Annotated in this window: 13 protein-coding genes; 10 read left to right on the top strand and 3 right to left on the bottom strand. The window is 35.7% G+C overall.

Annotation, left to right across the window (positions count from 1 at the left end; all coding sequences use genetic code 11):
- Window positions 1-102: 102 nt before the first annotated feature.
- Window positions 103-2,343 carry an ABC transporter permease gene (locus tag C7381_RS07215; protein ID WP_116480448.1) on the bottom strand — a complete coding sequence of 747 codons (2,241 nt, stop codon included), beginning with the start codon at window positions 2,341-2,343 and terminating at the stop codon, window positions 103-105.
- Entirely contained in the window at window positions 2,344-3,039 is a 696-nt protein-coding gene (locus tag C7381_RS07210) for an ABC transporter ATP-binding protein (RefSeq protein WP_116480447.1), read from the bottom strand.
- Between the two features lie 233 nt (window positions 3,040-3,272).
- Here C7381_RS07210 and C7381_RS07205 point away from each other — a divergent pair, with 233 nt between their 5' ends.
- From C7381_RS07205 to C7381_RS07190, 4 genes are all read left to right on the top strand, one after another.
- A complete protein-coding gene (locus C7381_RS07205) occupies window positions 3,273-4,229 on the top strand; it encodes a leucine-rich repeat domain-containing protein (RefSeq protein ID WP_116480446.1) in 957 nt (318 codons plus the stop codon).
- 108 nt (window positions 4,230-4,337) lie between these two features.
- On the top strand, window positions 4,338-6,764 hold the full coding sequence (locus C7381_RS07200; protein ID WP_116480445.1) for an S-layer homology domain-containing protein: 2,427 nt from the start codon (window positions 4,338-4,340) through the stop codon (window positions 6,762-6,764).
- Window positions 6,765-7,025: 261 nt separating this feature from the next.
- The gene (locus C7381_RS07195; protein ID WP_116480444.1) at window positions 7,026-7,667 is read left to right on the top strand and encodes a DNA-3-methyladenine glycosylase family protein; all 642 of its coding nucleotides are present in this window, start codon (window positions 7,026-7,028) and stop codon (window positions 7,665-7,667) included.
- 31 nt (window positions 7,668-7,698) lie between these two features.
- A complete protein-coding gene (locus C7381_RS07190) occupies window positions 7,699-8,208 on the top strand; it encodes a methylated-DNA--[protein]-cysteine S-methyltransferase (protein WP_116480463.1) in 510 nt (169 codons plus the stop codon).
- Window positions 8,209-8,687: 479 nt separating this feature from the next.
- Here the strand turns inward: C7381_RS07190 and C7381_RS08785 are convergent, their stop codons facing one another.
- Window positions 8,688-14,120 carry a lectin like domain-containing protein gene (locus C7381_RS08785; RefSeq protein ID WP_116480443.1) on the bottom strand — a complete coding sequence of 1,811 codons (5,433 nt, stop codon included), beginning with the start codon at window positions 14,118-14,120 and terminating at the stop codon, window positions 8,688-8,690.
- A 535-nt stretch (window positions 14,121-14,655) separates the two neighbouring features.
- Between C7381_RS08785 and C7381_RS07180 the strand changes: the two genes are divergently transcribed.
- The 6 genes from C7381_RS07180 (at window position 14,656) to C7381_RS07155 (ending at window position 23,198) form a co-directional block, all read left to right on the top strand.
- Window positions 14,656-17,466 carry a C1 family peptidase gene (locus C7381_RS07180; RefSeq protein ID WP_116480442.1) on the top strand — a complete coding sequence of 937 codons (2,811 nt, stop codon included), beginning with the start codon at window positions 14,656-14,658 and terminating at the stop codon, window positions 17,464-17,466.
- Between the two features lie 51 nt (window positions 17,467-17,517).
- Window positions 17,518-19,203 (top strand): CAMP factor family pore-forming toxin, encoded by a 1,686-nt coding sequence (locus C7381_RS07175; RefSeq protein WP_116480441.1) that lies wholly within the window; start codon window positions 17,518-17,520, stop codon window positions 19,201-19,203.
- A gap of 21 nt (window positions 19,204-19,224) precedes the next feature.
- Complete coding sequence (locus C7381_RS07170; RefSeq protein ID WP_116480440.1) at window positions 19,225-20,229, top strand: CAMP factor family pore-forming toxin; 1,005 nt, start codon at window positions 19,225-19,227, stop codon at window positions 20,227-20,229.
- Between the two features lie 101 nt (window positions 20,230-20,330).
- Window positions 20,331-21,608, top strand: coding sequence for an ArsB/NhaD family transporter (locus tag C7381_RS07165; RefSeq protein WP_116480439.1), 1,278 nt, complete (start codon window positions 20,331-20,333; stop codon window positions 21,606-21,608).
- Window positions 21,609-21,810: 202 nt separating this feature from the next.
- The gene (locus C7381_RS07160) at window positions 21,811-22,359 is read left to right on the top strand and encodes a helix-turn-helix domain-containing protein (RefSeq protein ID WP_245893793.1); all 549 of its coding nucleotides are present in this window, start codon (window positions 21,811-21,813) and stop codon (window positions 22,357-22,359) included.
- A complete protein-coding gene (locus C7381_RS07155) occupies window positions 22,254-23,198 on the top strand; it encodes an IS3 family transposase (protein ID WP_342748634.1) in 945 nt (314 codons plus the stop codon). The genes C7381_RS07160 and C7381_RS07155 overlap by 106 nt, the downstream gene beginning before the upstream one ends.
- Window positions 23,199-23,221 lie beyond the last annotated feature (23 nt).

The raw sequence follows: 23,221 nt of genomic DNA, 5'->3' as shown, positions 1-23,221 counted from the left end.
CAATCAGTAAAGAGGGTATATTTTGATTTGTAAAATTGTATTGTTATACAAGATTTTTATTCATATATTTCCGGATAAGATAAAACGATGTATAAATATATGTTATCCGGCGATAGTCTTAAGTTCTTTAACCATGTCGATCTTTCCGATTTTACGTCTTTCAATAGCTTGACACAAAACGAAAATCACAATGGTCATTAGGTAGCCGATCAAGAAGACGTTAAGCGGAATGGTCACTTCAATATATGCGTCAAATTTTTGCATAGAAATGAAGTAAAGGTATTTCATAATCTTGTCAAGTATTGGGATGAGTATGATTTGGAAGAATAATAAGATCAAAAAGCTGGTGTTTACATAAATTTTTGTGATTTCATTATCTCTAAAACCAAATATTTTAAGATAAGTCATATTGAGTTTTGCACGCTCGATAATGAGTTCCGTTACCATTAGAAGTAATATAAAATAGAAGGCAACTGCAACTATTTGAATCATTGTAAAAACGACCGAGAATGAGTCCAAAAAGTGAATCATAAATTTACTCATTTCATCACGATTAATTTCTGTGACTAGATTTTCCTTCGACACATTTAGTGCATTGTCGCTCATATATGCGTTAAAATATGCATCGTCACGGTTTATAATCTTGTTTAGAGAAGTTCTTTTTGTGAATACTTGAAAATAGTTGTTTTCACTATCAACAGCTTTAACTTTGATATTTTTCTCTTCACTATTATACGGTTCTCTAATTTTAATTGTATCACCAATTTTATATTCAAATCTCTTCGCAAGGCCATTACTTATGACGGCCTCGTCGTTTTGAAGACTTGAAATATTTAAACTGTTATATTTAGTGTCGTCATCTATTCCGTAAATCTGAACACTTTCATCGTTTTTATCTACAAGATCTGCATTTACAATTGTTACTTTTGGTGCATCAAGTTTATCCATGTCGCTTTTAACTATATAAGTGTGGGCATATTTCATTTGTGTTTTCATATTCTCGGCGTAAATATTAAAAATCGGTTTTGCAGATAGTGCAAACATTAACAGAAGATTTGCAATAAAAACGCCGAAAAGAAGGGAAACATAAGTAAGCTTATTTGCAAAAATAACCCTTAATTTAAATTTTTTAATGAAGCTTAAATTTTTTAAATGAAATCTGCTCTTGGCTTTTGATTTTTTAAAATTCCGTCTCAAAAAGTTGACCGGACTCATGTTGAGACTTCGGGATATGACTGCGTAATTTATTATAAGATAGAGAATCATCGGCATAATCGACGTTATAAGAAATGATCTTGGGGTTATGAATGGCTCGAATGAAGGCAAATCAAATGATCTATAATAAATTTCAGCATATTTTTTATACACATATAGATATGCCACAGCATTTCCGATTAGAGATGAAATGAGAACAAGAAAAAGTGGCATTGACATATAATTTTTAAGGAGTTCTCGTTTTCTGTAGCCTGAGGCAAGAAGAGTGCCGATTATAGGGGCCTCATCTTCGATAATGCTTTTGATTTGAACGCTTGATATAAATGCTATCGCTATAAAAAGAAGAGCGGTTGCTATTGTCATCGTAGGGACATCGCCACCCATGTCATCCATAATATATGTTATACACTTATTGTCGAATCTTGTAACCCCATCAACCATCAAATTATCTTTGTTCACGATTTTTGAAATAGACTTGAGTATTTCACGTGCTTCTTTTTTATCTAAGTTCTCATTTGTGTGATATGAATAAAGAAAAGTTATTTGTTTGTCGGACATATTATCAAATGCTTTTTCAGGAAGCGTGGCAATGCCGAAGTGGCCGGTGTCCATTACCAAATCGTTTCTATTCTTTAGTGCAGAAGAATAGTCCGGAAATGATGCAAGAGAAGCAACAGTGTAGGTTTTGTCAGCTACAGTAATTTTATCACCGACTTTAATATTGTTATTTCTTGAAAAATATGCGGACATAGTAATTTCGTCCGAATTTTTTGCCAAACTTCCCTCATGAGGCAGGGCTTCATTAATATTTTTTCTATTTTTGAAAATTCTTAAAACCTTATCGGAATCTATTTTCTCTTCGAAATAGTAATTTTTGTAAAGTTTTAATCCGAGAGCCTCAATTTTTGATTGTAAGTCGTCGGTAAGTTCATATATAGTTTGAAATTCTCCGTCTTCAACTTTGCCCTCGTCAATTTGCTTATAATAAAGTTTTTTGATCGATTGTTGTGCGGTGAAAAAAGATGAAGCAAAAACCACAATGAAGCTCAGTGCTATAAGTATAGGGAATACTTTTAAAGGCTTATATTTAAACTGCCTGAAAATTCTCTTGTTGATCGGATTTCTCATCTACCAAGTCACTTCCTTTGCAGAAATTTTGTCCTTGTTCTCGACAACACTTTTAATACTGCCGTTATGGAGTGACAAAACCACATCGCTCATCTTTGCAATTTGAGTGTTATGGCTTGCGATGATGACGGTCGAGTGGTACTTATGGTTTAAATTTTCTATTAAGCACAGAACGTCTTTTGCACTTTCGTAGTCGAGTGCCCCGGTTGGCTCGTCACAAATTAACAGCTTAGGACTTTTTATCATTGCGCGTGCAATTGATGCCCTTTGCGCTTGTCCGCCTGAAATTTCGTTCGGATATTTATATTTATGCTCGCTTAGTCCGAGTTCGTCAAGTAAAGTGTCAGTGTTCAGCGGTTTTTTCGAGAGATATTTGCCGACTTCAACATTTTCAAGTACATTTAAATCGCTTATGAGATTATAAAATTGGAAAACGAATCCGAGATTTTCGCGTCTGTAATTTTCCAAAGCTTTTTTCGACATATTTTTTATGTCTTCGCCAAAAACGCTTACGTCTCCTTCATCAATAGTCTCGATGCCACCCAAAATATTTAGCAAAGTTGACTTACCGGACCCTGAAGGTCCCAATACGCAAATAATTTTGCCGTCTTCGATTTCTAAGTTTATACCTTTTAGAACTTCCGCTCTATTTTCTTTTGCTCCGTAGAACTTATGCAAATTTGAAATTTTTATCATAAGAACACCTCCTCAAATATTGTTAAACATATATTAGCACAATTTTTAGTTAGCGTCAACTAACTTCTTTAAAACATATTGAATTATATATATCTTGTGTAGAAATCTTTCGAGGTTTGAATATAGGTAAATATAAAATAAACATATAAAAGATTTTTATTAAACATAAACATATACAATTTGATATATTGCATGAGACTTTTATGATATAATATATGTAAGGATGTGATTTTTTGAAAAATAAAATGCTTTATGATCGTGAAGTCACCTTTAAGGACAGGGCGATTGAGTTCGAAGTAAGAAAAAAATTAAAGAAAATGCAAGGACCGATAATGTTTTCGGAAACTTTAAACATATACGAACTAGAGGTAATTTCAAGGGGGACGAAGGATCTTGAGGGCATAGAAAATTTGGTGAATTTGGAAAGGCTGTCACTCTATTCAAACAATTTAAATGCGATGACATTGAGACACTTGTCGGGTTTAAAACATTTAAAGAGTCTCGATTTGGCGGACAATCCTTCTATTATGGAAATTCCGGCGGGAACGCTCGACGAAATGACGGAGCTAAGAGAACTCGTGCTCGACGAGACGGGCATTTATACGCTAGATGAGATTATGATGGAGAAGCTTATAAATCTCGAGGAAATTTTAATTGAGGACAACAATATTAAAAATTTAAATTTTTTAAGAAGCAATAAGGCACTCAAAAAAATTCTCTTTAGAAACAATCGCATTACGGACATAAGTGCGATTAAAGATTTGGAGAATCTTGATGAAGTTTGGGGAGCAAACAATGAAATTTCATCGATTGATGCGCTTGAAAACAAGAGTGAGTTGGAGTATATAAATTTTGAAAACAATTTCATCGAGGACATTTCTCCACTAAAGAATTCTTATAAGCTCGAAACGGTCTATCTTGGAAACAATCGAATCGCAAATGTCGATGCACTTCAAGATAAAAAGTTAATAAAAAGTCTCGAGCTTGACGAAAACAGAATTTCTAGTATTGAATCGCTATCGACTCTTGAAGCGGTTGAAAGGCTTTATTTAAACAAGAATAATATAAAAGATTTTTCACCTATTGCAAATTTAAAAAATCTCGAAACGCTTTTTGTTTCGCAAAATCAAACTTCAAATTTCGATGTGCTTCATGAGATTGGATTAAATTTAAGAAACAAAGACTTTTAAAAATCGATTTTCATATTTCATTAACATTACATTTAACGTAATATTGTTTAAACGTGCGTTAAATCGGTTATAATTAATTTAGAGCGATTACTTAAGGAGGTATTAGCTATGAAGAAACTATTAAGTTTTATTCTTGCAGCAGCACTTGTTGTAAGCGGTGTTTTTCTATTTAAGTTAAACGCAGCCGACAATCCACGCATCAAATATTTGCAAGATAAAAAGATTATCATCGGAGACGAAAACGGTGAATTAAACCTGACAGAAAACATCACTCGTGACCAATTTGCAAAAATTGTTGTTTACGCATTGGGTGATCAAGAAAAAGCGGACAATTTGATTGGACTTAAATCACAATTCAGCGATATGAAGGTTGGCGGATGGGCAAACGGATATGTTAACGTTGCATCAACTGCAAAAATCGTAAACGGTTTCCCTGACGGAACATTTAGACCACGCCAAAACGTAACCTATGAAGAAGCTATCAAAATGATGGTAAACACAGCTCTAGGTCGCGATTTGACAGATGCAGAAAAAGCTGTTGAAGGCAGATGGTCAAAACCATATATCGACAAGGCTATCGAGCTTGGACTTTTAAAGAACTTGGGCGTTGTTGATTATCAATCACCGGCTGTTCGTGAAAAAGCTTTTGACATTCTTTATGAAGTACTGATCAGAAGAATGGAAACTCCTGAAGCAGCAGTTCGCGGACTCGTAGTTGAAGCTGACGACAAGGGTGCAAAAGTTTTGGTTATAAGCACAGATTCAAAAGACATTAAAGCCGAAGACGAAATCAGCTTTAAATTTTCAGAACTTCTCGATGCAAGACACTATATCGGTAAAGTGTGCGACCTCACAGTAGGTCCTGAAAGTAAAATCACAGCTTTAAAAGTTGCGGGAGAATATGAAGTTAAGACAGGAAAGTTCGAAATCCTAAGAAACAGACTTTATATGAACGGCGACAAGAGCGGATATGACCTTTCATTGAGCGAAAGAACAAAGCTCGAAGACAATTTGGCAGGTATTTTACACAACGGCGTAAAATACAGCTATGATAAATATGAAAAAGAAAATAAGAATGTTGACTTTGCACAAGTTACTGTACACAACAACAAAGTTGTGTTCATCAGAAGCTTCAATTTCAAAGACATCGCACCGATTGCAGATGTTAAAGACGGAAAAGTTTATGTAATAAAGGATGCAAATCCTGAAGCAATTTCAATTCAACCTTTGACAAATGTTTATAAAGTAACAAAAGAAGGGTTGGAAGCAATCAAACCTATCGAAGTTCCGACAGACGGAGTTCTTCACATTTATGGAAACAATGAAGCTATCGTTACAGACAAAAGTTTGAGTGACGTTACATTCAGACTTTCTAAGAAAGACGGCGTTTTGAACTTCTATGTAAACGGCGACTACTATAAGATTAATACCGAAAAGGACAAAAAAGGTGTTATCAGTGTTGATTTTGAAAACTACAAAGTTATACCAAACGATGAAAACGACAGCACTTTAAGAGCAATGGAAACAAAGAAAAATGTTATCCTTCTCGACTTAAACAACAACGTACAACTCGTTCGCGGAAACTTTGCAGAAAAAGAAGAAACAATGATTGTTGAAAAAGTTGCGTCAGGCGAAATCAGAATGATTGACAAAAACAACAAGCCGGTTGACGTTATCGACAACTTAAATCTCGAAATTCTCGAAGGTAAAAAAGTTATAAGAATGCAAGATTTAAACGAAGGCGACCTCGTTTATGTTTCTACAAAAGATAACAAAGTTGCAAAAATTCAAAAATATGCAAGCACAAAAGATGCTAAAAATGTGGACAAAAAAGGTGCAGAATTTGCAATTGACACAACACCAAGCCGCGGAAGATACGGTCTTGTAACTGTCGACAAAGTCGAATATGAACTCACAAAAGACAGTGATATAATCGTTAATGAAAATGGAAAATACAATTTCAGAACTCTTGAATATGTAAAGAAATTTGCTTCAGAAGGTGCACTTCAAGCTGTTGTAGTTTCAACAGAAGCTTTCCAAAACACTGTTCCGGGTGCTGCAACACCTATGACAGCAAGAAAAGACCTTGTAAAGACAATTGTATTTACAAACTTTAAAGAAAATGTTCCTGTTGATCATGTCGAAACTTTAAAAATGGTTTATGGATTTGTTCAAGGAACAGACGCTAAAATCACAGCTGAAAATAACAAGGGCGAAAAGAAAGAACTTGAACTCTACAAAAATGCAAAAGTTGACAGACTTGACCCTGAAGACATCGTTCGTGTATCATTATCAAAGAATGGAGAAGTTATCTCTGTAGAAAAACTCATTCCATACGACTATCGTGAATACACAGTTAAAGAATATTCCGTTAAAGACGGCGTTACAACTGTTAAAATTGAAAGAGACGGCAAAGAATTTGTCAAGACTTTCAGAAAAGACATCACTATTTTCGGTGAAGAACCTAATGTCGGTTCTGTTGTAAGAATGCACGTTGTTGATGACGATATCGATGCTCTTTACGTTATAAAATAAATTGAACTCATAAAGAAATGCTCCCGATTTTTCGGGAGTATTTTTTTGAATCTTATGGAAGATTTATTTGTAAAAATTTAGGTGTGTTTTAGATTGAAGTATAAGTTTGGTTTAGGTCCTATATGTAAAGGTTGTATGGAACAGAAGGATGATTTTTACAAGAATATTCATGAAGTTTAGCGGTTTAAATTTTTTAAAATTGAAATTTTAGAAATAAATAAGATATAATAAAAGTATATAAACTGATTTGAGGTGTGGGCGTTGTATTTCAAATACGGAGAAAAAGAGATATCATATTTAAAAAATAAGGACAAGAAACTTGCGGGAGTGATTGAAAAGATAGGGCTTATCGAAAGAGAAATGGATCCGGAACTTTTTTCCGCACTCGTACACCACATTGTCGGGCAGCAAATTTCAACAAAGGCTCAGGCGACAATTTGGGAAAGAATGAAAAATTCCTTTGGCTCCGTTACCCCTGAGAGAGTTTTAAATGCAAGTGTGGATGAAATACGCTCGTTTGGAATTTCACTTCGAAAGGTTGAGTATATTAAGGACTTTGCCGAAAAGGTTCACACGGGAAAATTTGATATCGAAGCGGCGTATAAAATGGAAGATGACGAGCTGATAAAATATTTGACGACATTAAAAGGCGTCGGCGTTTGGACGGCGGAGATGATACTGCTCTTTTGTCTTCAAAGACCGAATGTATTTAGCTTCGATGACCTCGCTATACAAAGAGGACTTAGAATGGTTTATCACCATAGAAAAATTGATCGGAAACTTTTTGAAAAATATAGAAGACGGTTTAGCCCTTATTGCAGCGTAGCAAGTCTTTATCTTTGGGCGGTTTCGAATGGAGAGATTCCTGAAATGAGGGATTATGCACCTAAAAATAAGAGATAATTTGAGAGGGCATGGAAATTGGATGAATAAAATGGAATATTTTTATGAGTATAAGTCAGCGATTGGAGACATAACGATTACGTCGAACGAAACGGGAATTACTGGAGTTCGGTTTAAGAGACAGTCGGAAAATGAAGAGCCGCACGACAAGATATATAAAGAAACGAGCACTATAAAAGAGACAGAAAAATGGCTCGACATATACTTTTCCGGAAAAAATCCAAAATTTATTCCGGCTATAAATCCGGCGGGAACGGAGTTTCAAAAGCTAGTTTGGAAAATGCTTCTTGAGATTCCGTATGGAAAAACGACGACCTACGGAGAAATTGCAAGAAAAATCGCTGAAATCAAAAATGTTTCCCGAATGTCCGCACAGGCGGTTGGTGGAGCTGTGGGAAAAAATCCGATTGCAATTATAATTCCGTGCCACAGAGTTGTCGGGAAAAACGGTAATATGACAGGTTATGCATACGGCATCGATAAAAAAATAGCACTCCTTGAGCTTGAAGGAGTTGATATGGAAAAATTTTTTGAAGATTGAAAGAGCTGATGAATGAGGCTCTTTTTTTGTTGGAAATTTTTCTAATGTTTTTAGATAAAAACTTAGTTCGCACATAAATATCAAAATCGAAAAACTATCTTAAAATTTTAGCCGTTATCGCCCAATAACGACTTTTATATTTAAACCGAGTATAATTAATCGTATTTTATATAAAATCGTTTATACAAAGCGTTAAGCTTTAATTTTTGTCAATTCAAATTTTTGATGAAATTATTATTAGATGCATTATAAAATAAATTTTTATTGCGCACATTTTTGGCGGCGATACATATTGACTCCCCAATTTGCGAGGACTTTTCGATGAGAAACGGTTAGATGAAATATTTTAGGAGCGAGACGTACTGGCAAGTACGTCGCAACGACTAAAATATTGAATCAATCGTTTATCGCGAAAAGGACCGCAAATTTAATTAAATAAAAAGACTGCTACAATTATGTAGCAGTCTTTTTATTGATTGTTATTTAGAGATTGTATCTCCGATTCTATTGACAATGCTTAAAACTTGGTTGTTTGATTCAAAGTAGCTGAGGTTTGTTACGTTGCCGTCTTTGTCGAGGTACATCAAACATGGTACGTAGTTTGAACTTACGATGTTGAATAATCCTCTTGCATTGTAATGGAAGTATGGTTCCATTTGGCTTAGACCAAGTCTGTTCAAGATGTTTCTGATTGAGTAAGCGTTGCCTGAAGTCATTGCTTCAACCATTGTGAATCCTGATTTGTCAATGTTTACAAGGCTTCTCCAGCTTCCTTGGCAACCTCCGCATTCTGGGTAACCCATTGCGATGATTGTAGGACGTTTGCCGTCGATAAGTGAAGCGATTGTAACGTTTTGACCGTTCATATTTGTCAATGTGTAGTTCTTAACATTTCTTCCGTAGATAGCTTTAAGCTTTGGTCCCAAGTCGCCGCTGTTTAAGTGGTTGAATTCACCATTTCTTGCTCTGTCTTCATAGCTTAATTCGCCGTTTGAAGGTTTGTAAGGGTCAGGATTGTTTCCTGTTGTGATAGTGAATTTGCTTGTAACTCTTGTGCTTGGATCGCTTGCGAGTTCACCTGTAACAGTGTATGTTCCTTGTGGAATTGATTGGTTTGTTGTGAATGTTAGAACTGATCTTCCATAGTAATCTGTTGTTCTGTTGTAATTGTAAGTTTTTCCATCAGGATATGCGAATGTGAACTTTACTGGTTCGTTTGTCATTACACGTCCGTTTTGGTCTTTTACAATCAATGTCATTCTGATTACTGCACCCGGTTTGAAGGTGTCGCCACCGCATGTGAGTGTAAGATTTGAATTGTTATTTTCTTCTTCTTTTACAAGTTCGAAAGTAACAGTTTCTTTCTTTGCGTTGTAGTTTCTGTCGAGAGCTTCGATAGAAACTTCATAAGTTCCTGCAGGTGAATCTTTGTCCGGTGTGAAGTAAAGATTTGTTTGACCTTGGTATCCTGTATTTCTGTCGTAAGTTCCTGTTTGAACTTGGTTGTTAGGATATTTTAGAGTGTATCTTAAATTTGTATTTCTTACAAGATTGTTTGATGCATCTCTTAACATTGCAGTCATTCTTACTGTTTCATTTGCTTTGACTTGAGTTTTGTCAACTGAGAGTGAAAGTGTTGAGTTGTAAACTTCACCAGGAGTTACATCTTCACCTTCGACATCTAATTCAACTGTTGATTTTAGAATATTGTATAAACCGTTTTTATCAAGTGGTCCTGCAATATTTAAAAGTCTTCCGTTTTCGTCGAGAATAACAGTGTTAGGTGTTGTGAGGAATCCTAAACGTGATGCCCAAATCTTTTGGTCAGCATCATAGTAGATGTGATCTCTGAAGTTTTGGATATTCAAGTCTTTAAGAACTCTGTCTACAAAGTCAACTGTTGATTTTACGTCTTCTTCAACTGATGTTACGATTTCTAAGAAATTGTATTTATCGTGAGGAAGTGGAGCCATCTTTTTCCACATTTCAACACATGCTCCGCATCCAGGATAACCGAATACGAGAACTGTCTTCTTTGATGGATCGATGAGATCAGCAATTTTGTGATCGCCTAAAGTAGCGTCCTTAACTGTGTATTGAAGAAGGTTTTTGCCGTAGTATTTTTGAAGTGATTCATATTCGAAATCAGTAGCTTTCAAGTGTTTGTATTGACCTTCAGCTTTACGTGCTTCGTATGATTTAAATGCTACTTCTCTGTCAGCAACTTCAAAGCTTGCAATACCTGTAATCTTTGCGAAGTTATTGTAACTTGCTTCTGCAAATACGCTGTATTTTCCGTTTTGTTGTGGAGCTGTAAATACATAACTTACTTCTCCTGTATTTCCTGTTGTTACTGCCTTTGTTTCAATAACTCTTCCGTCTTGGTTTTTAAGACTTAGAGCGATGGATGATTTTCTAATATAGTTTCCTTCAAGGTCTGTAACTTTAGCATTTACAGTTACTGTTGATCCCTTAACATATGCTGTTTTGTCGGCACCGATATTAATATCGAGAGCTTTTTCATATTCAGGGAATACTGATGGACGATTTTCTCTTAACCATTTGGTCATTCCGCCGTTCATCCAGTAAATTTTCTTGAAGCCGAGGGCTTTCATCATTTCAGCTGTACCGCCTGAACGAACTTGTGTTCTGCAGTATAGAAGATATGTTTTGTTTTTGTCTAATGTTTTTAAGAAATCTTCGTGGTCTTTTCCATAGTAGTCGTGGTGAATACATCCGTCGATGTGTGATTCGTTGTATTCAGCTTTTGTTCTTACGTCGAGAAGAACAAAGTCCTTGTTGTCCTTGTTAGCTTCGATCATTTTTTGAGCTTCATCGGTTTCGATCATCTTGTAGATGGTTTCTTCCGGCTTTGGTGGGTCAACAGGATCGACTGGATCAACAGGGTCAACTGGATCTACAGGATCTACAGGGTCAACAGGTTTTTCACCTACATAGAATTTGTAAGTTTCGTTAACTCCGTCATAACCCCATCTGTCTGCAACAACGTTAACCTTGTATTCACCTTCACCCATTCTGCTATCTGATGTTACATAGATTTCAGCCTTACCATACCAGTTGGTATATTTTGTAAGTTTGTATTCTTGTCCTGTAGGAGTTGTAACAACAATTCTTAATGGGTTTGTTCTTACAGGGTTTCCATTTTGATAGTTCAATTGGAATCCAATAGTTGCTTTGTCGCCGAGCTTGTATTCTTGCTTATCTTGACTGAAGTCAATTGTTAAGTGTCTTGGATTTACATATTTTACAACTTCAAATGTTGTTTCGCCGATTGAGTTTTGATAGCTTGTTTTTGAAGCTGTAATCTTTACTTTGTAAGTTCCAGCAGGACCGTTTTCAGGTTTGTATGTGTAGGTTGCTCTACCATAGTAGTCTGTACGTCCTGAATTTCTGTGAACTGTTCCGTCAGGTGTTGTAATTTCAATAGCGATATCAGCATTGCTTATAGCATATTGTCCATAGCTTGTTTGAATGTTAAGAGCAATAGAATCGTTACTATAAATTGATTTTTTAGCCGGTGTAACAGTTGTTGTGAATGACGGACGGGCATCATTTACTTCAAATGAAGTTGAGTCGTTTGAAGTGCTGTAGTTTCCGCCGCTTGCTTTAACATTTACGATATATTTACCTGAAACGCCGAGTTCGTTAGCTGAGATATCGAATCTTGCATTTCCATAATAATCTGTATATGCTGATTTAGCAATGTGGTTTCCTTGAGGACCTACAATGTCAATTTCAACTGTTGTGTATCTAAGATTTCTATTGTATTTATCTTTTGTATTAACAGTAATTGTTTGACCATTTCCGTTGTTTACAACGTTTCTTCCAACAGTTGTTGTGATGTTTATAGGGTTTGAGTTATCGTTATTACCGAAAACAGTTACATATGCAACTTGTGAAACATTTGAACCGTCAGTAGCTGTAGCTGTGATCTTAACCTTACCTGCACTTACTCCGCGAACATTTCCGTTGTTGTCAACAGTTGCAACACTTGGATTTTCACTTACAAATGATAATCTTTGATTTTCAGCATCTCTAGGTGAAACTGTTGCAGAAATTCTGAATGATTCACCAACTGCGATTGTCTTGTTGTTAGGTGTAAGAGAAATATAGCTTACTTGTTTTCCAGCTTTTTCTTTAACGTTAATTCTGAATGATGCGCTTACATTTGAACCGTCAGTTGCAGTTGCTGTAACAGTAGCTGAACCTGCTCTTAATCCTCTTAGAACTCCGCCTGAAACAGTTGCAACATAATTAGGATTTACAGTGTAAGATAGTCTCTTATTTGCTGCATCTCTTGGAAGAACTTCCGGATTCAATTGATAGCTTTGTCCGAGTTGAACGTCGATAGAATCTTGACTAAATCTAATAGATTCAACCTTCTTTTGTTCAGGATCCGGATTAGGATTTGGTCCCGGATTTTGTCCTGCCGGACGTGTCATAGCTTTCAAACATACGTTTGCATTGTATCTTTGTGTAGCAACGTCCATCCAATTGCTTCCGTTATAAGAAATGTAAGATTCATTGCTGTTTGATCTTGCACGTGATGAATAATAACGAATAGGGTTTTCAATAGGAATAGGATATGAATAACCAGGAGTTGTAAGTTTAACAATAGGAGCAAAATATTGTCCAGCTTGTACATTGTATGTTCTAATAGGAACAGTTACATATCCTGCATATTCGATATTTCCGCTTGCAACCGGTGTACGGTTGTTGAAACTTACTTGACCGTTTCCTGAAGTCATATAAACTTCATAGCTTGCGCCGTTTGACGGAACAAAGAAACCAACTTCGAAAACATCTGTGTTGTTTCTTACAGGACCGAATACATTTGCGAAATAACCTGTCTGTCCATTTCCGATGTTTGAAGTCATACCCAAATCATCATAATACCAGATTGATTCGTTCGGTCTCTTGTTCTTCATCTTGAAGATAGCGTTACTTCTTCCGGCAAATCCGTCGAAATAAGAAACATAATAATATCCGCCCATATACTTCCAGTTTTGGCCCCATGAGTTTTTAATAATCCATGCACCGTCTCCCGGAGGAGTGATACCGAAGTTATAACGGCTGTAGTCGTCATCCCAACCTACAATTGTTACAGCGTGGTTTGCATAACCTGCACGGCCAGGGTTGTAACTTGCCATTGTTCTGTCATTTAAATACCATTCACTACCATTAATAGTAGTATAAGCTGCACCGTGAGCCATGATAGCATCTTTAAGATCTGCTGTATCCCAACCATTTCTGATGTCAGGGATATTCATAATCTTATCGATATCTTTAACTCTTACAAGTCCTCTTGGGGAAGTGAATCCATATGGTGAATATGGTTCGTCAGCTTCCGAGATAGGACCTGACCAACGAGCAAGATAACCTGATGCAACTTGCCATGTACCACCTTGGTCCGGACCCCAGTCATAGCCGTGAGTGTTTCTCAAGTTCTTTTCACTGAAGTCGTTTAATTGTGGCATCAAAGCTGATTCAGCTGAACCATAAGTTGCAAATGCCCAACATGAACCGTTAGGGCCTTGGTTTTTAACAGGAGTTACACGATTGTGTTCTCTTAAGTCGTACTTTCTTGGAGCGCCTTGGCGAGAAAATTCAGGAGCACGCTTTACATTATAGTTTGTATTAACTTTTAATGGGTCAACGCGCAAACCGTAGAATTTTTCATTTCCTCCAGCTTGTACACGATTAAATTCCGGGTTTACCGGAGCTTCGTCGACAAATAAATCATCGACCAATTCTTCTTGGGCAACAATACCTGTTTCTTGAATTACGTCGCCGATTTCAAGTCCGTCTTCTGCAAAAACAGATACTGGTGCCAATACCATTACTAATGTAAGAACTACACTTATAATGGCGTTAGCAAATTTTTTGTTCATAATACTCTCCTTTCGTATTAAAGCCGTTTTTAGAAAATCATCAAGTTTTTTGCTTTTAGATAAAATTAATAAGATTTTTTTATTTTAAAAACAAAATTTCTAAATAAAACAACTCTAAAGTAATTATAGCAGATTTTTCTTTTAGTTACAATACATAAACAAATATTAAGAAAAATTAATATTTCGCCTATAATGTAGATATACCAATATTTGTAAGGTTTTTTATAGTGAAATTAACAAATTTTTAAATTAATTTTTTTGTAATCAGTTGATTTTTCCATAAATTAATGGTATAATTAAAAAAAAGAACGGATGGATTCATTAAAATATTAGAAATTCAAATGTTTTCAATTACATGGTAAAAATTTCTTGTTTTAATTAGAATAAATAAAAAATTATTAAAAGTTTGCTCAAACAACGAAAATGTGATAAAACATTCACAACTTTAAAACTCGAGAAGAAATCATTGTCAAAATGTGACTATATAAATTTATTAAGGAAGAGATGTCGGTTAAACGACGCGAGAGGAGGAAAAATGGTAAAGAAAAATCTAAAAGTTTTAGTAATTCTTCTAGCCGTATTCATGGTAGCTCCACTTTTATCACCGCTATTTACCAAAGCGGAAGAAAATGTAATCTATGATGATATATTAAAGGAAGATATTGCTAGAACAACAATTGAGGAGGAAGGGCCTGAAGAAGAGGCCGAATTGGAATTAAGTGAGATTAACGAAGACTTCAATCCAAACGAATATGATTTGGACGATGGACTTACGGTTGCTCCACTTAAAATTGAAAGTCAAGGTGCACCACTTCAAATAAGAACAAGATCAATGGATGCTGTTGCTGCAACAGGTTATCCATCAAAGTTCGACCTTAGAAAATTTGGAATGGTTTCACCGGTAAAGGACCAAGGACCAAACGGTTCATGTTGGGCTTTCGCTACTTACGGTTCAATGGAATCAATTCTTTTAAGACAAAAGAAAGGTAAATTTGATTTCAGTGAAAAACACTTAAGAAACATGCACGGATTCGACTGGAGTGCTGAAAAGGGAGGCAACCGTGATATGGCTGCCGCATATCTTGCAAGTGGAAAGGGACCGATTGCTGAAGACGATGACCCATATGATCCTGTTATATCAGTTTCACCTAAGGGTCTTAGAAGACAACTAGACATGGAAAAGATTATTTATCTTCCGGATGTAACAAACATCAACGAAATTGATAATCTTAAATGGGCAATAAGTGAATATGGTGGAGTTTATACAACAATAAATTCATCTTCTTCATATTATGAAAACAAAAAGACTTTCTCAATGTACAATCCGGGAAACGGTACTCCAAACCACGCAGTAACAATCGTCGGTTGGGATGACACTTACCCATCAACAGCTTTTACACAAAAAGCACCTGATAATGGGGCATGGATCTGTAAAAACTCATGGGGAACAAGCTATATGGACTCAGGTTTCTACTATGTATCATACTACGATGCATTTGTTGGAAAGAGCCCGACGGTATTTATTCCTAAGAAAAAAGATTTAAGAGGAATTATTCACCAATATGACCCACTTGGAGCAACAAGATCTGTTGGATTTAAGGGCGAAGGTTATATGGCAAATATATTTACAGCACAATACAAGGAACTCTTACATGAAGTTGGTTTATTCAACGTTGCTAACCAAACAGATTACGAAATCTATGTTGTAAAAAATGTTGAAAAAACAAGTCAACTTACATCAGATAGAGTAAAAGTAGCATCAGGAAGCTTCTTATATCCTGGTTACTACACAGTTGATATTGATCCTGTACATTTAAAAGAAGGCGAACAATTTGCAATTGTAGTATATATGAATTCTACAAAATCAAAGAACAACACGCCACTACCTGTTGAAACACAAATTAAAGGTTATTCTTCAAGAGCTGTTGCAGCTCCTGGTCAATCATATTTCTCAAAAATTGGAGACGGTTGGTCAGACCTTACAAGAAATTTGCCTAATGCAAACTTCTGTATCAAGGCTATAACTACAACAGGTGATGAAGTTCCTGAAAAGGATTTGGACAATGTTGATGACCACAACACAGATATTACAATTGACGGAAAAGTCAAGATTAGAAATATTACTTTCGATATCGGAAGCCAAGGATTTATCCATATAGATAAGAAGGGTATCCTAAGATATAAAGTTGATCCGGCTGACGCTGAAGCAGAACTTGAATTCGGAACAGATGACAAGAAAGTAGCAGTATTCAAAGAAGGCGGACTCCTATATCCGGTAAAAACAGGAAACACTAATGTATACATTAAAACAAAGGGCGGAGAAATCGTTACAAGGTTTAATGTTCAAGTTGTAAATCCTGGAATCAGAGTACCTGGAAGACAACAAATTGAAGAACTTGGAACAAATGATTACGAACCGGAACCGGAACCAAAACCGGAACCAGATCCAAATGTCGTTCCTGACGACAAGAAACCGGATCCAATCAAGCCGGAAAGAGATCCAAGTGTTGCAATGACACTATTTATGAAAAAGCAATCAGAACTTATCACAGAAGGAACAGAATTCAATTTTGAGCCATATGTAGGTGTTTATCCTGAAACCGCTAAGAGAGACTTCATTTATTATTCAGACAAGCCGGATGTAGTTGAAGCTAGACCTGACGGAATCTTGGTAGCACACAAAGTTGGAAGTGCAAATATAACTGTTATGACTGACAACAATTTAAAGACAGTATTTAAGGCAAAGGTCGTTCCTGATTACAGCAAACAAGTAATAGAAATCACAAGCTTAACACACTCGGAACGCAAAGGCGGAGTATTTAGAATTTTTGCCGAAGCAACTGTAAATGGAATGCCATATAACGGACCGGCAGATCTTACAGTAACAGCTGAAGACAAAACAATAGAAAGAAGAGTATATTTCGACTCAGGTAAAATTGTATCAAAATACCACGGTGGACAAATCGGAGTATGGAGAAAAGATTTCACAGCAACATTAAGAGTTAGAGACAAAGAAAAAACGATAAAGTTCTTTGAATCAAAAAAACCACATAATGATGCAGGACCAAAAGTTATAGAAATCACTCGTTTCTACAATTCTCCGGAAAGAAAAGCCGGTATTTTCAGACTCTATGCAGAAGTAACAGAAAACGGAATGCCTTACAATGGAGATGCTATAATAAGAGTTGTAAGCGGAGACAATGTTAAAGAACATAAAGTTAGAATCAAAAACGGTAAATTTTATAAGCCATATACAGCAGGAGCATTTGGCAATTGGAGAAAAGAGTTCCAAGCAACACTTACAATTGGAGATGTTTCTGAAGAAATTAGATTCGGATATAAATAGGTTATAATTGGCTCTGCCATTTATATAAATTTACTAAGAGGAGGAGAACTTATGAAAAATTATAAGTCCGTACTATCATTTGCATTAGCTATCATGATGGTATTAACAACAATGAGTCCGCTAGGAAATATCGCTAAAGCAGATTCTGAAAAAGACAGATTTCTATTAGAAGTCTCAGATTTGAAATCAGACATCAAAACAGCTGTCGCTAGTGTTCAAGATATTACACCGTCAAACGATGACGAAAAAGACATCTTGGACAAATATCACGAAGCTGCAAGAAGCGTGAACAGAGAACTCGAAATTAGCGAAGAAAGAGTTAGTGGAGCAGTTGGAATTGGAGATTCAATATATGATCTCACAACTATCCCGGTAAGAATCCAATTATTAATTAGAATTGGACGTGCAATCAGATTTGCAACAACAGAATTATCAAACAAAGTTGTTGCAGCTCACACAAAGATTACAGAATACATTTTAACAGGTATTCTATATGTACTCAATCCGTTTGCAAGTGAAGGACAAATCATGGAATATATCGAAAGATTTGAACCACTTCAACAAGAATTACTTGCATACCCGGATTTAAGACCTGAAGATATTGCTACAATCTATAAGAAAGCAGCATTCAGCAGAGAATTAAGTGAAGCTAGACGTGTTATCAACAGCACAAACAAGCTAACAAGACAATTCAAAGCTAGAGCACTTAATGAAGCTATCAAAGAAGGACAACGTATGTGGTGGAGACTTGACGTTACTTGTGGCGAACTCGATGCACAAATCGAAAAAGTTCACAAATTAATGGAAGCTATCACAGGACCAAAGATCAGAGTTGAAAGAATTGAATTCATGGAAGGCGAAGCAGGATATATCGCTCTTGACAAAAAGACAAGAATTAGACCTGTTATATTCCCACACGAAGTTAAGAATAAAGACGTTATCATGTATTCATCAAACCCTTACATCGCTAGAGTAAGTGGCGGGGAAATCATTCCTGAAAAGACCGGTTCAGTTGAAATCACTGTTATCGCAAAAGACAACAATGTTAAAGCAACATTCACACTCTACATTGTAGAACCGGGTGGATATATGGAAGGTATGCCACCACTTCAACCAACAGGCAGCAACTATGCTTTCGATGTAAACCCAACACCTGGTCATGACGACCTACCACCTATTTCAAACGACAAGACAGACGTTACAAGCGTTGACTTTAGCGTTTCAAAGGTTAAAGTTGAAGAAGGAAATACAATCGATGTTTCTTCAAAAGCTCTTGTATTCCCTGTAGAAGCAGTTAATAAAGACTTAACATATACATCAGAAAATGAAACAATTGCAGTTGTTGACAAATATACAGGACTTGTATCAGCAAAGAGACCAGGAAAAGTTAATATCTTTGCACACAGCAACAACGGTAAGATGGGATCAATTCTTGTAGAAGTTACAGAAAAAGCTCCTGAAAGAGATGTTAGAATTGTTAACATCACAAACTCAGAAAGAGTTGCAGGTATCTTTACAGTTGAAGTTGAAGCAACAAATAACGGAAATCCATACAGAGGATATGTAAGATTTGATGTTACAACTGACAACAAAACTATAACAAGAACAGTTTATATGACAAACGGAAAAGCATCTGTTAAATTCAACGGATTCAATTTCGGCGTATGGCACAAAGACTTCAATGCAAAAGTTCGCATTGGTGACGTAGTTGAAGAATATAATTTCAGCTTTAAATAAATAATATAAAGGAGAATTTTTATGAAAAAGAGATTTTTATCACTAACATTGGCAGGATTTATGGCAGTTGGTAGTTTACTACCTACAGTAACAAACGCAGCTATCATCGAAGATGACGCTCCGACAGTTGAAGATGAATTAACAATCAACGATCTTGAAATCTACAAAAGAAAGGTTCAAGCAGTTAAATCAGAAGCTAAACAATTGACACCACACAACAAAGAAAACGTTAAGATGCTTAACAACTTTGATGAAAAGACAGATGAACTAGAAGTTGGAATCGAAAAATCATTCGAAGCACAAGGTATGGCAGGACTTGGATTTGCACAAATCTATGACCTATCTTCAATCCCACAAAGATTGATGCTCATTGGAAGACTTTGCGTAGCTATGAGATTTGCTACAACAGCTTTAAGATATAAAGTTGACCAAGCACACGTAGAAATTGCTGAATACGTATTCCAAGGACTCGTAATCGCAGTAAGCCCATTCCACACAGTTGACGATATGAAAGCTTACATGGCAGAATTCGAAGCTTTGAAAGCAAAGTTAATCGGATATCCTGATTTAACACAAAACGACACAGCTAACCTCTATGTTAGAAGCGATCTTGATGCTAAACTCCACAAAGCAAGATTCCTCTACATGAACGACCTCAAAGAAGCTCCGGATTATGTATTGGATGAACTCAACAAGGTTATCAGAGAAGTTACAAGAATCAGACTTCAACCACAAAGAACAGTTGCTGAAATTTACCAAGCACAAGATATGCTAGATGCAGCTGTAGGTAAAGCTTATTCACAAATTCAATCAGATCACAGAGCAACAAAGACAGAAATCCAAGACCTCAAAGAAATGAGACATGCAGCTATTAAAGCTAGAAGACAAGGCGACAAGAGAAAAGAAGTTGGTGACGTTATCGACGCATCATACAAACTCATCATGTCAATCAGACCATCAAGCAACAAGGTTCAAGAAATGATCGATTCTATCAGAATGATCTTAAACATGGGACCAAGAATGTAATTTAATTACTGAATATATAAAATAAGACTCACATATGTGGGTCTTATTTTTGTTTTAAAATTAAGAATTTTGATATATAATACATATATACGGAGGAAGTTATGGATAATTTAGTTATAGCAAGTGTACTTTTTATTTTAACATATATCTTTATGATAAAATTTGTAAATCACAGACCTATAGTTGTGGGAATCAGTGCTCTTATTTTTATAATTTTAAACATCGTGCCTATAAAAACAGTTTTTAGCGTTATAGATTTTAACGTTCTACTTATGATTGCGGGAACAATGGGGCTTGTATCACTATTTTCAGACAGCTTAATGCCGACAAAGCTCGCTGATTTAATCATAAACAGTTTCAAAGACATAAGACTCATAATCATAGTTTTATCACTCTTTGCGGGCGTTGTGAGCGCATTTATCGACAATGTGGCAACGGTTCTTATGATTGCACCTGTTGCGATAAGTCTCTCTAAAAAACTTAATATTTCACCGGTAAAAATGATCATTGCCATTTCAATTGCATCTAATCTTCAAGGTGCTGCAACATTGGTCGGTGACACTTCTTCAATACTTCTTGGGAGTGCCCTCAACATGACTTTTTTTGACTTCTTTGTTTACAACGGGAAAATTGGAATGTTTTTTATAGTTCAAATTTCAGCTATTGTATCGACATTATTTATTTATCTTGCTGTACGAAAACTTAAAGGAAAAGTTGATAAAATTGAAGTGACAAAAGTAAAAGATATGGTTCCTACATATCTTTTACTTGCAATGCTCGCTCTGTTGATTGTGGCTTCATTTATTCCTGCAGAGAAAAAGATTTCGATTTTAAATGGACTTATCTGTGTTTCTCTTGCGATTGTAGGCGTGCTTTACTATCTCATAAGATACAAAAGCACAGCGATTTTAAAGACGGTGATTGCGGAGATCGATTACAACACACTCGCACTTCTTGCGGGATTATTTATAATAATTTCAGGGATTGAAAACGCTGGAGTTATTGATGAAGTAGCAAAACTCTTTATAAAGCTTTCCGACAAGCCGTTTCTATTATACACGGCACTTGTTTGGGGAAGCGTTTTAATAAGTGCATTTGTCGACAATATTCCGTATATTGCAACTATGCTTCCAGTGCTTTCTGTAATCTCGACACACGTGCCATTTGATATGACGGTTTTTTACTTTGGACTTTTAAGCGGTGCAACGCTCGGTGGAAACATAACACCAATAGGAGCTTCTGCAAACATAGCTTCTTTGGGAATACTTCGAGAAAACGGATACACCGTTTCAAATAAAGAGTTTATGAAAATGAGTGTGCCGTTTACGCTTTCGGCAGTTTTTGTGGGATATGTACTCGTTTGGTTCATTTATAAATAATTATGTAAGCGATTATGTCTTTAAAAATTTGCGTTCAGGGTATTTGTTGGATTTTTAAATGGCGGCGCGAAGAATTTATTTAAAAGTTATGAATCACATTTAACTCAGCAAATTTAAAATAAAATTTTATATTGATACAAAAAAAGAGGCTTGTTTTGATATGTACCCTCTTTACTGGACAACCAGTAAGGAGGGTATTATTATGCGATATAGTTATGAATACAAAAAAGAATGTGTCGAACTATACAGACAAGGAAAGTGGATGGAAACGCCAGAAGGAGTTAAACCACATACGTTTAGAGGCAAAATTCAAAATTGGAGCAAGCTGGTTGATTTTCATGGAGAAGAGATTCTTAAACACAAAGAGCAGAATAAAGACTGGAGTGCAGAGGAAAAATTTAAGTTTATATCAAAAGTATTAGCAGGAAATTCATGTAATTCTGTAGCTATAGAGGCTGGTATTTCAAATGGGCAACTTTACAGTTGGATATATAAATATAAAAAATTTGGGTATAATTCTCTTGAATTTAAGAAGAGAGGACGCCCATCCAAAATGAAAGATAATAATGAAAACACTAATATAGAGCCAAATCCACTTAATGAATCCGAAAGAGAAGAACTTATTCGTTTAAGAGAAGAAGTCAGATATTTAAAAACAGCTCATGCAGTCGAAAAAAAATTGGAAGCCTTGAGAAGGGAAAAATATGCTGCGTATCTCAAGGCGAAAAAGCAGCAGTCATCAGAGAACTAAGAAATGAAGGATACAAACTAAAAGATCTTTTAGAGGCTATGAACATGCCTAAATCAACATACTACTACGAATTAAGTAAAGTTGACCAAGTTGATTTAAGAAACAAAGAAATCAAAGAACAAATAAAAGAAATATTTATTTCAAACAAAGGTAGATACGGAGTAAGAAGAGTGCATCAAGCACTTTTAAGTAAAGGATATATAGTCAACCGCAAAAGAGTTCAAAGACTTATGCACAATATGAAGCTTCTAGGCAAGAGACCAAAAGAAAAGTATCATTCATATATGGGAAATGTTGGTAAAGTTGCAAGTAACATCATAAATAGAGACTTCACAGCGACAAAGCCATGTGCTAAGTGGACGACAGATGTATCCCAATTTAACTTCACATGGGGTAAATGCTATCTATCACCAATATTAGATATGTACACAAACGAGATCATCTCATACGACTTATCATTGCACCCAAACCTAGAGCAAGTGTCAAGAATGCTTAAAAGAGCATTTAAAAAGTTCCCTTGCGTAGAAGGTTTAATCATGCACTCAGATCAAGGCTGGCAATATCAAAATAACTACTACACAAAAGAACTGGAAAAACATCAAATAAGGCAGTCAATGTCAAGAAAAGGAAACTGTTACGATAACTGCATCATGGAAACATTCTTTGGCAGACTAAAAACCGAGATGTATTATGGATGTGAGAAAGACTTTAAAACATATGAGGAGTTTTCTAAAGCAATTGATGAGTATATATACTACTATAACAACGAAAGGATTCAGAAGAAAACAAAATGGATGCCACCTACTTTGTATAGGTTAGCATCCATGAATGTAAACTAAATATTAATGTGTCCAGTTTTTTG

The organism is Ezakiella coagulans (assembly GCF_003096635.1).
Classification (GTDB): domain Bacteria; phylum Bacillota; class Clostridia; order Tissierellales; family Peptoniphilaceae; genus Ezakiella; species Ezakiella coagulans.
The sequence above is the reverse complement of the archived record's forward strand: the minus strand, read 5'-3'. Positions and strand labels throughout refer to the sequence as shown.

Bases quoted from the DNA above. Each gene is read 5' to 3' on its own strand.
- C7381_RS07190 (WP_116480463.1), top strand. From the start codon at position 7,699: ATGGAATATTTTTATGAGTATAAGTCAGCGATTGGAGACATAACGATT.
- C7381_RS07210 (WP_116480447.1), bottom strand. From the start codon at position 3,039: ATGATAAAAATTTCAAATTTGCATAAGTTCTACGGAGCAAAAGAAAAT.
- C7381_RS07180 (WP_116480442.1), top strand. From the start codon at position 14,656: ATGGTAAAGAAAAATCTAAAAGTTTTAGTAATTCTTCTAGCCGTATTC.
- C7381_RS07160 (WP_245893793.1), top strand. From the start codon at position 21,811: ATGCGATATAGTTATGAATACAAAAAAGAATGTGTCGAACTATACAGA.
- C7381_RS07215 (WP_116480448.1), bottom strand. From the start codon at position 2,343: ATGAGAAATCCGATCAACAAGAGAATTTTCAGGCAGTTTAAATATAAG.
- C7381_RS08785 (WP_116480443.1), bottom strand. From the start codon at position 14,120: ATGAACAAAAAATTTGCTAACGCCATTATAAGTGTAGTTCTTACATTA.
- C7381_RS07165 (WP_116480439.1), top strand. From the start codon at position 20,331: ATGGATAATTTAGTTATAGCAAGTGTACTTTTTATTTTAACATATATC.
- C7381_RS07170 (WP_116480440.1), top strand. From the start codon at position 19,225: ATGAAAAAGAGATTTTTATCACTAACATTGGCAGGATTTATGGCAGTT.
- C7381_RS07200 (WP_116480445.1), top strand. From the start codon at position 4,338: ATGAAGAAACTATTAAGTTTTATTCTTGCAGCAGCACTTGTTGTAAGC.
- C7381_RS07175 (WP_116480441.1), top strand. From the start codon at position 17,518: ATGAAAAATTATAAGTCCGTACTATCATTTGCATTAGCTATCATGATG.